Origin of the sequence: Hymenobacter fastidiosus (genome assembly GCF_039539565.1) — a bacterium.
GTDB classification, from domain to species: domain Bacteria; phylum Bacteroidota; class Bacteroidia; order Cytophagales; family Hymenobacteraceae; genus Hymenobacter; species Hymenobacter fastidiosus.
On sequence record NZ_BAABDJ010000007.1, the window covers coordinates 68,635 to 81,204 of the forward strand.

General features: G+C 61.9%; 12 protein-coding genes and 1 pseudogene. 4 read left to right on the top strand and 9 right to left on the bottom strand.

Annotated elements, in window-relative coordinates; all coding sequences use genetic code 11:
• Positions 1-20: 20 nt before the first annotated feature.
• Complete coding sequence (gene prmA, locus ABD833_RS05230) at positions 21-851, bottom strand: 50S ribosomal protein L11 methyltransferase (RefSeq protein ID WP_345071444.1); 831 nt, start codon at positions 849-851, stop codon at positions 21-23.
• A gap of 125 nt (positions 852-976) precedes the next feature.
• On the opposite strand from prmA, the gene ABD833_RS05235 reads away from it, so the two are divergent.
• Entirely contained in the window at positions 977-1,378 is a 402-nt protein-coding gene (locus tag ABD833_RS05235) for a hypothetical protein (protein ID WP_345071445.1), read from the top strand.
• A 97-nt stretch (positions 1,379-1,475) separates the two neighbouring features.
• Here the strand turns inward: ABD833_RS05235 and ABD833_RS05240 are convergent, their stop codons facing one another.
• From ABD833_RS05240 to uvrA, 5 genes are all read right to left on the bottom strand, one after another.
• Positions 1,476-1,853, bottom strand: a complete 378-nt coding sequence (locus ABD833_RS05240) for a 7(1) septoil knot domain-containing protein (RefSeq protein WP_345071446.1) — start codon at positions 1,851-1,853, stop codon at positions 1,476-1,478.
• 172 nt (positions 1,854-2,025) lie between these two features.
• Positions 2,026-2,790 (bottom strand): triose-phosphate isomerase, encoded by a 765-nt coding sequence (gene tpiA / locus ABD833_RS05245; protein WP_345071447.1) that lies wholly within the window; start codon positions 2,788-2,790, stop codon positions 2,026-2,028.
• A 78-nt stretch (positions 2,791-2,868) separates the two neighbouring features.
• Complete coding sequence (locus ABD833_RS05250; RefSeq protein ID WP_345071448.1) at positions 2,869-3,666, bottom strand: hypothetical protein; 798 nt, start codon at positions 3,664-3,666, stop codon at positions 2,869-2,871.
• A gap of 36 nt (positions 3,667-3,702) precedes the next feature.
• The gene (locus tag ABD833_RS05255) at positions 3,703-4,116 is read right to left on the bottom strand and encodes a DUF2251 domain-containing protein (RefSeq protein ID WP_345071449.1); all 414 of its coding nucleotides are present in this window, start codon (positions 4,114-4,116) and stop codon (positions 3,703-3,705) included.
• 71 nt (positions 4,117-4,187) lie between these two features.
• On the bottom strand, positions 4,188-7,085 hold the full coding sequence (gene uvrA, locus ABD833_RS05260) for an excinuclease ABC subunit UvrA (protein WP_345071450.1): 2,898 nt from the start codon (positions 7,083-7,085) through the stop codon (positions 4,188-4,190).
• A 366-nt stretch (positions 7,086-7,451) separates the two neighbouring features.
• Between uvrA and ABD833_RS05265 the strand changes: the two genes are divergently transcribed.
• Positions 7,452-8,936: an alpha/beta hydrolase family protein gene (locus ABD833_RS05265; protein ID WP_345071451.1), complete on the top strand. Its 1,485-nt coding sequence runs from the start codon at positions 7,452-7,454 to the stop codon at positions 8,934-8,936.
• Between the two features lie 495 nt (positions 8,937-9,431).
• Here the strand turns inward: ABD833_RS05265 and ABD833_RS05270 are convergent, their stop codons facing one another.
• The 3 genes and pseudogenes from ABD833_RS05270 to ABD833_RS05275 form a co-directional block, all read right to left on the bottom strand.
• Entirely contained in the window at positions 9,432-9,638 is a 207-nt protein-coding gene (locus ABD833_RS05270) for a sigma factor-like helix-turn-helix DNA-binding protein (protein WP_345071452.1), read from the bottom strand.
• 58 nt (positions 9,639-9,696) lie between these two features.
• A pseudogene (locus tag ABD833_RS19310) lies at positions 9,697-9,900 on the bottom strand (RNA polymerase sigma factor); the annotation flags it as partial.
• Between the two features lie 255 nt (positions 9,901-10,155).
• Positions 10,156-11,469, bottom strand: coding sequence for an MFS transporter (locus ABD833_RS05275; RefSeq protein WP_345071453.1), 1,314 nt, complete (start codon positions 11,467-11,469; stop codon positions 10,156-10,158).
• Positions 11,470-11,621: 152 nt separating this feature from the next.
• Here ABD833_RS05275 and ABD833_RS05280 point away from each other — a divergent pair, with 152 nt between their 5' ends.
• A complete protein-coding gene (locus ABD833_RS05280) occupies positions 11,622-12,029 on the top strand; it encodes a hypothetical protein (RefSeq protein WP_345071454.1) in 408 nt (135 codons plus the stop codon).
• 51 nt (positions 12,030-12,080) lie between these two features.
• A complete protein-coding gene (locus tag ABD833_RS05285) occupies positions 12,081-12,509 on the top strand; it encodes a hypothetical protein (protein ID WP_345071455.1) in 429 nt (142 codons plus the stop codon).
• The last annotated feature ends 61 nt before the right edge of the window (positions 12,510-12,570 follow it).

A 12,570-nucleotide genomic window follows, 5' to 3' on the forward strand; every position in this document is an offset into this window, starting at 1 on the left:
GTCGGCGCCTGATGGGCCGGCTACAATTTCGTGAAAATCGCCGACACCCAGTTATTCTTGGTTCGGTGTGACTGATAAGCTAATGCGTGTTTGCTGGCTTCGGCTTCGATCTTGGATAAGTCCTCTTGGTAGAAGCCGCTGAACAGAATAGGACGGCCCACCGGCAGCAAAGCGGCGTAGGCGTGCATATCTTCCAGCAATACGTTGCGGTTGATGTTGGCCAGGATGATATCGAAGGGCGCTTCGCCTTCCAGTACTTCCACGCCGCCCAGGCGGCACTCAATATTCGTGCAGTTATTCTCGGCCGCGTTGTCGGCCGCGTTTTCTACCGTCCAGGGCTCCACGTCCACGGCCAGCACTTCGCGGGCCCCGAGGTACACGGCCATGATGGCCAGAATGCCCGTGCCGCACCCCATATCCAGCACCCGCTGCCCCTGGTGGTCGATATCGAGCTGATTCTCGATCATCAGGGCCGTGGTTTCGTGGTGGCCGGTGCCGAATGACATGCGCGGCATAATCACGATTTCATGGTCTACGCCGGCCGGCTGGGGGTGGAACGGGGCCCGCACCGACACCCGCCCGGCAATGATCAGGGGCTGAAAATTCTTTTCCCACTCGGCATTCCAGTTCTGGCGCGTAATCACGCGGTGGTCGTAGCCCAGCTCGCCCTGCCCTTCGTAGCGGCTCATGATTTCGGCCACGGCGTCGTTGCTGAAATCACCCTCGCCGATGTAGGCGCAGAAGCCCTCGTCGTTGTCTTCGAAGGTATCGTAGCCGACCTGGCTCAGCTCGGCTACCAGGATATCGGCCAATTCGCGGGGGGCCTGCACGCGTACTTCTACAAAATCCATGCTTTCAGTTTTGGGGTAGGAGGCCCTAAAAGCCGCCGCCAGTAAGCCTGCAAGTTCGCACGAAAATCCTGGCGAACAGCAATGACCTGGGGTATCGTCGGCTCCCGGCAACAGCCGGCAGGGCGGTGCCGGTTCCCGCCGCCGCTGGTAACGGAAGCCGGCACCTTTATCCCCGAACCTGGAATCCGGTTTGCTCCGCCGGCGCTTTCTCAGGCCAGGGAAGAACGTCGGAACGAAGCAGCGGCAAGCTCGACCACCCCGGGTTCCGCCGCCGCCGCCGGCGCAACCGCCAGAAAATTCCGGGTAGCGGCCCCGGCGCGCCAGGCATTCCCCCATCCCGCCGCAACCAGTTTTCCCTGCGCACTACCGATGCGCGGCGGCTGCACCACGACGGCCAGATCTTCAACCGCCCGGGGCCGCTGGGACACCGCCAGCGGCTAACGAGCCCCACGCTGCCGGTCCCGCTGACCCGGGCTCCCGGCACCTACCGGTTACCGTGGCCGGCACCGGCGTGGGCCATCGGCTGATCGTTGTTCACTGGTGCGGGCCGCCCGCGGCTTCAAAAGCAAGCAAGGGTGCTCCGGCCGCGGCCGGAGCACCCTTGCTTGCTTTGATCCCTACCTGCTACTGCTTGCGGCAACCGGCAAACGAGCGGACCCCGGTATAGGTAATGCTGAAGTCGGCCAGGGCGCGGTTTTCGGTGACGAACAGCACGTAGTCGGCGAAGTTGGGCCCGGGGCTCAGGTACCAGAAGCCGGCCTTATCGGCAAAGAGCTTGTTGTCTTCGCGGTACACCAGCACGTCGGCAAAGGCTTCCTCGGGCTCCAGATACACCGTGGCGAAGCAGAAGCCGCGTCGGGCCGGGTTGGTTTCCAGAAATACTGACCCATAGATGCGGCACGGCTCCACGGACCCGGCCGGGGCTACCGTCACGAACGGGGCCCGGGGCGGCGGCGAAAACGGATTCAGCGCCAGCAGGCCGGCAAGAAGGAGATAGTGCATAGTGCTTACCCGCTGTTTAGGAATTTGCTTTTCGTGTCATGCTGAACAGAGTGTCATGCTGAGCGAAGTTGAAGCATCCCGCGTGCTGACTTCTGAATGGTAATCCCACGATACCCCGCGAGATGCTTCGACTTCGCTCAGCATGACACCCGGTTTAGATAAGCACCAACCCTTAAAACGACTTAATGATTTCCGTGAAGTCGCGCGACTTGAGGGCGGCGCCGCCGATGAGGCCGCCATCCACGTCGGGCTGGCTGAACAGCTCACGGGCATTCTGGGCATTGGCCGAGCCGCCGTACAGAATGGTGGTGTTCTGGGCCGCTTCCGCGTCGTAGGCGCGGGCAATCTGCTCCCGGATGAAGGCGTGGACTTCTTGGGCCTGGGCGCTGGTGGCCGTTTTGCCGGTGCCGATGGCCCAGATGGGCTCGTAAGCAATGGTTACCTGGTCAAACTCCTCGTTGGAGAGGTGAAACAGGCCGTCTTTAAGTTGCTTCCCGAGGTGGGAGAAAGTCTCACCGGCTTCGCGGGTTTCGAGGGTTTCACCCACGCAAAAAATGGGCTTCAGACCGGCGGCCAGCACAGCTTTCAGCTTCTGGCTCAGCAGCGCATCGTCCTCGTGGAAATACTGCCGCCGCTCGGAGTGGCCCAGAATCACGTACTCCACGCCCACCGATTGCAGCAGCCTGGCCGACACTTCGCCGGTGAAGGCTCCGCTGTCCTGCTGGTGGCAGTTCTGCGCGCCGAGGTGAATCCGGCCGCCTTCCGTCAGCAGCCTGCCCACGGAATGCAACAGCGGAAACGGCGGACAAATCACGACTTCCACGTTGGCGCCGCTCACTTCGTCGGCGACCATGTGGGTGATTTCGGATACCAGGGCGAGGCCGTCCTGGTAGGTCAGGTTCATTTTCCAGTTGCCGGCGACGAGGTTCTTGCGCATAAAGAAGGGTTGATGGGAGAATAGAGGAAGGGCCACAAAGAAACGACAATTACCCCAAGCGCCGTACCCGCGCGGGCCTCACTCCGCCACCACCGGCCGGGGCTTGCGCAACCCCAGGGCTACCCCGCCCAACACCGCAATAACCGCCCCGACCAGGGCCGCCCACGCCAGCTCCGGGTAAGCCCCGCCGCGCTGCGCCACCCAGATGGCCACCAGGGCCCAGGCCACCACCAGCGGGTACACCACGCTATGAAAAGCGCCGCTGATAATAAGGCCCAGCGCCACTACCACGGCCAGCAGCACCAGCGTCAGCAACACCGAAACGTTGGCGGCCGGCTGCCAGCCCAGCTCCCGCAGCCCAATGGTGAGGTTGATAACCGAGGCTACCGAAATCCAGCCCAGGTACAGCGCAAACGGCACGATGGTCCAGCGCGGCGTACGGCCCGCCCGCACGAAACGGCGCACCCGCCCAAACCCCACGATAAGCGAGGCCAGAATCAGGAGCATCACCAGCACGCTCACTTCAACCAGCTCGTAGGCAAACAGCAGCACCCAGGCCGCCGTGGCCACACTGGCCAGCGTAAGCGGCTGGGCCACGGCATCAGGCAGGGGGTTGTCGCGCTGGGCCGGCAGCAGCTGCCAGATCACGTAAGCCGTCAACGCCAGGAAGATCAGTCCCCAGATGCTGAAAGCATAGCCGGCCGGGGTCAGCAGGGTCGGATATTTGGCCGACACCGTGCCCATGGTCTGGCCATTGAAGGGGTGCGTGTTGGCCCAGTAGTTCAGGGCAATGTTGCCGATAACCGTGAGGGCGGCCAGCCAGCGCCAGAAGTAAGCCGATGGGGTAGCCGAGGATGCAGGAGCAGTAGTTTCCATACGGGCAAAACAAGCCTATTTTTGGTTGCGAAATTCCTAAGCAGCAAAGTATTTCTCCACCAGCTCATCCGTCAGCTCGCGTGAGCCCGGCTGACCGTTTTTCGCGGGCGGAAAAGCCGTGCGGCAAAACCCGACCTGCCGCTGAAAGTCATACAGGGCGTGGCAGTAGCCGCCAACAAGCAGCACGGCCGTGGTTTGCGCTTCGTCCCAGAAAATCTGCGCTGTTACCGGTGTTTCCCGGTCCGTCACGTCCGCCACGTTGTAGATGTGCAGGGCGTCGAGCAGCACAAGTTCCGCCGCTTCGCGCAGGGCGTAGAGGTAGCCCGTGGTGCCATCGTCCTCAAACATCACCTGAAACTCGTTGGTGGCGGCTACGCTGCTTAGCAGGAAGTTTTCCGCACCCGGCTCGGGCACGCCCACCCGGAATTGTTCTTCGGCACCCAAAATCATGGCAGGGATAAAAAAGGAGCCGCCTGGTAGTGGCGGCTCCCGGGCTTTACGGTCAATACGCTTGAGTGGTCCTATAGCTTCTCGGCCAGGAACCGGGCCGTGTGGTTGGTCTTTTTCAGCTTCATCATTTCCTCCGGCGTACCCTCGAACAGCAGGTGGCCGCCGTTGATGCCGCCTTCGGGGCCGAGGTCAATCAGCCAGTCGGCACACTTGATGATGTCCATGTTGTGCTCGATGATGAGCACCGAGTTGCCCTGCTCAATCAGCGCGTTCAGGGCCGTGAGCAGCTTGTTGATGTCGTGGAAGTGCAAGCCGGTGCTGGGCTCGTCGAAGATGAACAGGATCTTGTCCTGCTGGAGCGTGGCCCCTTTGGTCAGGAACGAGGCCAGCTTCACCCGTTGGGCCTCGCCGCCGGAAAGCGTGTTGGCCGACTGCCCCAGCCGGATGTAGCCCAGCCCCACGTCGTCGAGCGGCCGGAGGCGCTCGGCTACTTTGGGCTGGGCCTTGAAAAAGTCTACCGCGTCGGCCACGGTCATGTTCAGCACGTCGTCGATGCCCATGTCCTGGAATTTGACGTCCAGAATATCCTGCTTGAACTTGCGGCCGCCGCAGCTTTCGCAGGTCAGGTAGATGTCGGCCATGAACTGCATCTCAATCTTCACCTGGCCTTCGCCCTGGCACACCTCGCAGCGTCCGCCCTCGATGTTGAAGGAGAAGTGCGACGGTTTCAGGCCCCGGGCTTTGGCCAAAGGCTGCTCCGAAAACAGCGTGCGAATAGCGTCGTAGGCCTTCACGTAAGTCACCGGGTTCGAGCGGCTGCTCTTGCCGATGGGGTTCTGGTCCACGAATTCAACGTGGCTCACCTGGCCCTGCACGCCCATCAGGCGGTCGAACTTGCCGGTGGCTTCGCCCGCGCCGCCGCCGAGCTGCTTGGCCACGGCCGGGGCCAGAATGCGCTTCACCAGCGTCGATTTGCCCGAGCCCGATACGCCCGTCACCACCGTCATCACGCCCAGGGGCACTTTCACGCTGACGTTTTTAAGGTTGTTTTCGCGGGCACCCAGCACTTCCAGCGCGTTGCGCCACGGACGCCGGCTGGTGGGTACTTTCACCTGCATTTTGCCGCTCAGGTACTGGCCGGTATAGGTAGTGGTGTCCTTCAGCAGCTCATCGTAGGTGCCCTGGAACATGAGGTGGCCGCCGCCCGAGCCGGCTTCGGGCCCGATGTCGATAATCTGGTCGGCCTGCTCCATCATCTTTTCCTCGTGCTCCACCACAATCACGGTATTGCCCAGCTTCTGCAACGAGCGCAGCACGCCAATGAGCTGCTCGGCATCTTTGGGGTGCAGGCCAATGCTGGGCTCATCGAGAATGTACATCGAGCCCACCAGCGCCGAGCCCAGGGACGTAGCCAGCGAAATGCGCTGGCTTTCGCCGCCCGAGAGCGTGCTGCTCAGCCGGTTCAGGGTCAGGTAGCCCAGGCCCACCCGATCCAGGTAGCCCAGGCGGTTGGTAATTTCGGTGCTCAGGCGCTCGGCAATCTTGGCGTCGTGCTCATTCAGGTTCAGGGCCGCAAAGTATTCCAACGCCTTGCTCACCGGCAGCAGCACGATGTCGGTGATGCTCTGCCCGTCGATTTTGACGTACTGGGCATCTTTGCGCAGGCGGGTGCCGCGGCAGTCGGGGCAGGTGGTGCGGCCCCGGTAGCGGCTTTGCAGCACCCGGTACTGAATTTTGTGGCTCTGGGTGGCCACCCACTTAAAGTACTCGTCGAGGCCCTCGAAAAACTTGTTGCCCTTCCAGAGCAGATTCCGCTCGGCTTCGGTCAGCTCGCTGTAAGGACGGTGAATGGGGAAGTCGAAGCGGATGCCGTTTTTGAGCAGGGGCTTGAGCCACTCACTCTGCTTGTCGGTGCGCCAGGGCGCAATGGCCCCTTCATACACCGTCAGGCTTTTGTCGGGAATCACGAGGTCCTCATCAATGCCCAGCACCGAGCCGAACCCTTCGCAGGTCTGGCAGGCCCCGTAGGGGTTGTTGAAGCTGAAGAAGTTCACGTTGGGCTCCTCGAACACCACCCCGTCCAGCTCGAATTTGTCGGAGAACATTTTTTCAGTTGCCGGTTGCCGGTTGCCGGTTGCCAGGTCGTCCGACTGGCTGTTTTCACTGGCAACGGGTAACTGATAACTGGCAACTAACGCCCCGTGGCCCTCGAAAAACGCGGTTTGCACCGAGTCGGCCAGGCGGAACATCAGGTCCTCGTCGCCGGTACGGATGACGGTGCGGTCAATCATGATGTACACGTCGCCTTTCACCTCGGGCTGGCCTTCGCCAATCAGGTCCTCAATGAAGGCGGTTTCATCGCCGTTGACCACTACTCGGCTGTAGCCTTTCTGCAGCAGCAGATCCAGCTCCTTGCTCATCGGGCGGCCATCTTCCGACGGCAGCAGGGGAGCCAGAATCGTGACCTTGGAGCCATCGGGCAGCGCAAACAGGAAGTCCACCACGTCGGCCACGGTATCCTTGCGCACCGGCACGCCGCTGACGGGCGAAAACGTGCGGCCCACCCGCGCAAACAGCAGCTTGAGGTAGTCGTAAATCTCGGTGCTGGTGCCCACCGTGGAGCGGTTGTTCTTGATGCTGACCTTCTGCTCGATGGCAATAGCCGGCGAAATACCGCGGATGTAGTCCACGTCAGGCTTGTCCATCCGACCCAGAAACTGGCGGGCGTAGGAGCTCAGGCTTTCCACGTACATGCGCTGCCCCTCGGCGTAGAGCGTATCGAAGGCCAGACTGGACTTGCCCGACCCCGACAAGCCGGTGACGACGATAAACTTGTTGCGCGGCAGGGCCACGCTGAGGTTTTTGAGGTTGTGCACCCGCGCATTCTTGATGAGAATGAAGTGCCGCGGGTCGAGCTGATCAATCGGGTCGGCCGCGGGGGCGGCTACTTGCAAAGATTCTGAGGCCATAGGGGTAGTAAACACTGCTTACGGCCGGGAAGGTTTCAGCAGTGGCTTTTGGACCCGCGAAGGTAGGACTTTGGCATCCGGCGCGGAAGCCGGGCGCGGGGAATTCCTCCCCGAAGGCCCCCGCTGATTGCGCGGAAACGAGACTGTCCGATTTGACCCGGCCAAAGCTGACCCTGGTCCCCTGAAAACAGCTTGCTGCCACTTGGCTTCTTCGTAAACAGAGATGGTCAAAGCTGACCCTAGTCCCCTGAAACCCCGGACCGAAATTATACCGCCGACGTTAATCTGCAATGCTCCGGCATTTTTGGTACTTTTAGATTCATTCCGTTTACCACGCTGCACTAAAGCAGAATCTACTGTTGTTTTATGAAGAAACATGTATCCGCTGCTCTTCTGTCGATCTTGGTTCTGTGCTTTTCACTCCTAAGCTCAGCCAGTCGGGCCGGCGGGGGGAGCTCGGTGCTGGGCGGGCAATGGAAAGGGCAGCTGCAGGTTCCCGGTGGCAGCCTGGGGTTGGTTATCACCATCGTCCCGCTCACCAACGGCTCCTTCTACGCGGCGCTGGATGTGCCCCAGCAGAAAATCAGCCGGATGCCGGTGGAAGTGGAAATGAAGGGCAACGAGGTAGCCCTGCGCATTGAGCAGGCCGGCAGCCGCTTCACCGGTAAGCTCACCCCCGACACCGGTACGCTGAACGGCACCTGGCAGCAGCCCGGCCTCACCGGCCCCCTGGTGCTCACCCGCACCAACACGGCCGTAACCACCGCCCCCAGGTTTAAAGTAGCCCCTCCCTACCGCCAGGACGACGTGATTGTGCCCAATAAAGTGGCCAAGCTGCGCCTCGGAGCCACCCTGACCATGCCCCAGGGCAATGGCCCGTTTCCGGCGGTAGTGCTGGTCTCCGACTCCGGCCCCCAGGACCGCGACGCTGAACAGGAGGAATATCGTCTGTTCGGACAGTTGGCCGACTACCTCACCCGCCACGGCCTTGCCGTACTGCGCTACGACGACCGGGGCCTGGGCAAATCAACCGGCACGTATTCCTCAGCTACCACCGCCGACCTCGTGACCGACGCCCAGGCGGCAATGGGCTATCTGCGGGCCCATTATCGGGTTGATAAAAAACAGGTCGGCATCGTCGGGCACGGCGAAGGCGCCAATATTGCCCTGCTGGCCGCCCGCCTGCCCAAAGGGCCCGACTACGTGGTTTCCCTGGCCGGCTACGGCCTGTCGGGCCAGGAGGTACTGCGGCGGCAGCAGGTAGAAATTATGCGTTTGATCGGCGCCAACCCGGCGCAGGTAGACGCCGCGCTGAAGATGGAGGACCGCCTGGTAGAGGTGGTGCGCCAGACCCCGGACAACGCCCTGGCCCGCGCCAAGGTGGGTGTGCTGCTGCGCCAGAGCAATGCCAACATCGACCCCGATATGGCCCGGGCCCGCGCCATGCAGCTTACTACTCCCTGGTACCGCTACTTTGTTGACTTCAATCCGCAGAGCAGTATGACGGGCGTGAAGTGCCCCGTGCTGGCCCTGAACGGGGCGGCTGATTTGCAGGTGACGGCCGGCAAAAATCTTTCGGCCCTGAACCGGGCCCTCAAAGCCAGCGGCAACCGCAAAGTAACCGTGCAGAAGCTGCCGGGCGTCAACCACCTCTTCCAGTCCGATCCTGCTAAGTGGCCGGTATTCGAGGGCCAGCCGAAGCCGGTATTCTCGCCCGAAGCCCTGAAAATCATGCACGGCTGGATTGCCCAGCAGGTGGTTATCATCAAGCCCCAGGTCGTCCCGATTACGGTGAAGCGCGTAGCACCCACCCCGGTGAAATCGGTGGTTCCGAAGCGGGGACGCAGTTAAACAGGTTCAATTAACTCCTGCTGTTACGCGGGGCATTACGGAAACCCGGTTTGAGGAGCTGGAAGCTGGAAGGCAGCATACGAGCAGGTTGCCGATGTAGGGCGCGTCTGCCTGGTCACCCGTTTCGTTCCTTCCTCTTTTAACGCCGAAGCTGTTCAGTAATTCAACAAGTCTGTCATCCTTCATCTGGCGTCCGCTTGCGAAGGATGACAATCGACAAAAAATCGAATTACTAAACAGCTTCGTTGCCTGCCACCTACCCCCTACGCTGCCGCAACATTTATTTCATGGGGCTGCCGCAACGCGTGGTGCCACGACTTTTTCCGTCGTGGTACCACTATCGTTGAACAATGATTTTCCCGCCAGCGGGAAGGCAAGACACCGGCGACACTACTCTCGTTTCGGGCCGATTGGCGTTCAACGATAGTGGTGCCACGACAAAAAAGTCGTGGCACCACGCCCGACCTGCCAGCCGCTTAAAACAGCAGCAGATACCTATTCCGCACGGGGCCCGCTGAGCTGTTTGCGCATGATGCGCAGGGCCTTCCCCATCTGGTTTTCCACGGTCTTCGGCGAAATCTCCGGCGGGTCGGCAATCTGCTGGTAACTCAGCTCCTCGTAGCGGCTCATGGTAAACACCACCGGGCACTGGGGCAGCAGCGCCAGCGCCGCTTCGAGGGGGGGCCTGGGCTTCCTGCTCATACAACGCGTTCAGGGCGGCCCGGTACAGGTAGGCGCCGTAGGTGGTGCTGCTGGTCAGCGTCTCGCGGGTGTTCCAGACCCGCAGGAACACATCCTGGAGCAAGTCCCCGGTAGCTTCCCGGTCCTCTACTACGCGCTGAATCACGTTGCCCAGCGGGCGGTAGAATTCCCGGAACAGCCCTTCCAGGAAGGCCCCGGCATCCGTGGCCCGCAGGTGGGCGAGCCGGGCTTCGGGGGCAGCTTCGAAAGAGGAAACAGCCATAGCGCGGGGTGGCAGCGGGGCCTTAGCTACCTTATTTTGGCATAATTCCGGGCCAAATCTACACTATTAGAACTTACGCAAAATGCTTTCTCGCAGTGTTTCGCAGTGTTAAACCGCAGTGTTTCGCAGTGCGAGGACGTTAAACCCTGCGAAACACTGCGGTTCAACACTGCGAAACACTGCGTGAAATGGCACCAGGAGGGGTTTCGCGTAAGTCCTAACTATATAGCGTTGCAGCTCCTGCCTTACGCCTATTTATGTGGCCGGCTCAGCTTGCTTCGGGGTCAGATCCAGGGTCCGCAGCTTATCGGCTTTCCAGGCCGTGATGCCTACCACGCCCAGCGTCATCAGGCCGCCAAACACCACCGACGGCACCACCCCCAGCCACCGCGCCACCACCCCCGACTCGAAGGCGCCGATTTCGTTGCTGGAGCCGATGAAGATATTGTTGACGGCTGACACGCGCCCCTTCATGTATTCCGGGGTGAAGGTGTGGATGAGCGTGGAGCGCACAATCACGGATACGGAGTCGAACACGCCCGTCAGAAACAACAGAAACAACGACAGCCAGAAGTTGCTGGACAGGGCAAAGGCAATGGTAGCGGCGCCAAAGCCGGCCACGGCCCATAGCAGCTTGCGGCCCGCGTGGTGCCAGAGCGGGAAGTAAGTCAGCGCCACGGCCATCAGCACCGAGCCCACGGCCGGCGCGGCGCGCAGGTAGCCGTAGCCCTGGGCCCCTACTTTCAGAATGGTATCGGCGAAGATGGGCAGCAGCGCCACCGCGCCGCCAAACAGCACCGCGAACAAGTCGAGCGACAGCGCCGCCAGCACCAGCTGGTTGCTGAAGATGAACTGCACGCCCGTAAGCAGGCTTTCCTTCAGGCCCGGTTTCTCGCCTTCCCGCTCGGGCAGGGGCCGGCCGGCAATGGAGATGAACATGCCCAGGGCCACGCACATCAGCACTGCATCCACGGCATAGGCGGTAGAAATACCAGTTTCCGGGTGTTCCCGCCCCGCAAAGCCGATGATCAGGCCCCCGATAGCGGGCCCGATAACGGAGGAGGCCTGCCAGGTGGTGCTGTTCCAGGTAATGGCGTTGGAAAGCCGCTGCCGGTCGGGCAGCAGCTGGGGCATAAACGAAAACAGCGCGGGCCCCAGGAAGCCCCGGGCAATGCCGCTCACAAAGATGACGGCGTACAGCGGCAGCGTGTAGAGTGCCGACTTCTCCAGCAAGGGCCGCCCCCACGGCCCCGACAGCCACCACAGCGCTGCGGAACACCCCAGCAGCACGGCCACGGCGGCCACGATGATGTTCTTGCGCCGCACCGAATCGGCTACGTGGCCGGCGTACAACGACACGGCGATGCTGGGAATGGCCTCGGCCAGCCCGATCAATCCCAGCGCCAGTGGGTCGCCGGTGAGCTTCAGAATCTGCCAGCTTACCACGGCGCCCTGAATCTGGGTGGCGACTACCATGCTAACCCGGGCCGAAATCAGCCTGCGGAAATCGGGTACCCGCAGCGCGGCGTAGGGGTCGTGACGGACGGAAGCGGAATCAGCTGCAGACATAGAAACACAAGCCGGGGGTAAGGGGGCCAAAGGTAGGGCAAACCCCGCGCCGGACCGCATAATCAGGCTTGCCGCGCCGGGCCATTTTTACTAGCTTTACTGACTCCGCTATTCCCCCGTAGCATTCATCCACGCTGCTTTCCACTTCCCGAATGGCTGCACTATCCGAGCCGGCAACCCTGCTCTTCCACCCCGAAAAGCAGCTTTTGGAAGTCATCTGGCTGGGCCCCGTTTCCTCGGCGGCGCTGCGGGCCACTTACCGCCGGGTTCTGACCTACGTAGCCCGGCATCCGATCCGTCGCCTGCTGTTCGACGTGCGCCAACGCAACCGGGCTGATTGGGAAGATGAAAAATGGGTATCCCGGGAGTTCATTCCCCGATTGCCGAAGCTTCTTGCCGGTTCCGGCCCGCGGCTGGCCTGCCTGCTGCTCCCGGCCCTCTACGATGCCTTGCTGCCCGAGTCGCCGGACGGCACCATGACGACGGAAAGTGAGCTGCTGTCCCTGGCCTATTTCACGGACCGCCACCAGGCGCTGGCGTGGCTGGAACAGCCCGAGTAGCGGAGCGGACGAGACCTGTTTTTTAGTACTTTCCGCTCGTAGCTCATCCCGATGCCCACGTCCCCGACCTCCGCTACTGATTTCATGGAGCTGACTTTCCGGCCCGATGTCGGCACGTTGCTGGGGCGCTGGCTCCGGCCGGCGAGTGAGCCCGAAATCCGGCAGGGCTACGAAGCCACGCTGAGTGCTGCCACCACCCACCGGTCCCGCTACTGGCTGCTCGACCTGCGCCGCCGCGGCCCAATCAGCGAGGACTGCACTCATTGGGTGCTCGAAGCGTTTCTGCCGCGGCTGGGCCCGTTGCTGGGTGGCCGGACCTATATAGCCTTTCTGATGTCGCCGGGCCATTTGAGCGCAGTCGATCAGGAAAACGGGGCTCCGCTGGTATCCAGTGCCGCCTGCCACGTCCGGCTGTTCAGCGACGAAGGCAATGCCGCCGAATGGCTCCTGCGCCGCCAGCGTCACGACGGGGCGGCGTAACCCTGCGAAGCTTAACCGCGTCAGTACGTACAGCGGATAGCCCGGTACGGCTACCGCATAT

Bases quoted from the DNA above. Each gene is read 5' to 3' on its own strand.
- prmA (WP_345071444.1), bottom strand. From the start codon at position 851: ATGGATTTTGTAGAAGTACGCGTGCAGGCCCCCCGCGAATTGGCCGAT.
- ABD833_RS05240 (WP_345071446.1), bottom strand. From the start codon at position 1,853: ATGCACTATCTCCTTCTTGCCGGCCTGCTGGCGCTGAATCCGTTTTCG.
- tpiA (WP_345071447.1), bottom strand. From the start codon at position 2,790: ATGCGCAAGAACCTCGTCGCCGGCAACTGGAAAATGAACCTGACCTAC.
- ABD833_RS05250 (WP_345071448.1), bottom strand. From the start codon at position 3,666: ATGGAAACTACTGCTCCTGCATCCTCGGCTACCCCATCGGCTTACTTC.
- ABD833_RS05255 (WP_345071449.1), bottom strand. From the start codon at position 4,116: ATGATTTTGGGTGCCGAAGAACAATTCCGGGTGGGCGTGCCCGAGCCG.
- uvrA (WP_345071450.1), bottom strand. From the start codon at position 7,085: ATGGCCTCAGAATCTTTGCAAGTAGCCGCCCCCGCGGCCGACCCGATT.
- ABD833_RS05265 (WP_345071451.1), top strand. From the start codon at position 7,452: ATGAAGAAACATGTATCCGCTGCTCTTCTGTCGATCTTGGTTCTGTGC.
- ABD833_RS05270 (WP_345071452.1), bottom strand. From the start codon at position 9,638: ATGAGCAGGAAGCCCAGGCCCCCCCTCGAAGCGGCGCTGGCGCTGCTG.
- ABD833_RS05275 (WP_345071453.1), bottom strand. From the start codon at position 11,469: ATGTCTGCAGCTGATTCCGCTTCCGTCCGTCACGACCCCTACGCCGCG.
- ABD833_RS05280 (WP_345071454.1), top strand. From the start codon at position 11,622: ATGGCTGCACTATCCGAGCCGGCAACCCTGCTCTTCCACCCCGAAAAG.
- ABD833_RS05285 (WP_345071455.1), top strand. From the start codon at position 12,081: ATGCCCACGTCCCCGACCTCCGCTACTGATTTCATGGAGCTGACTTTC.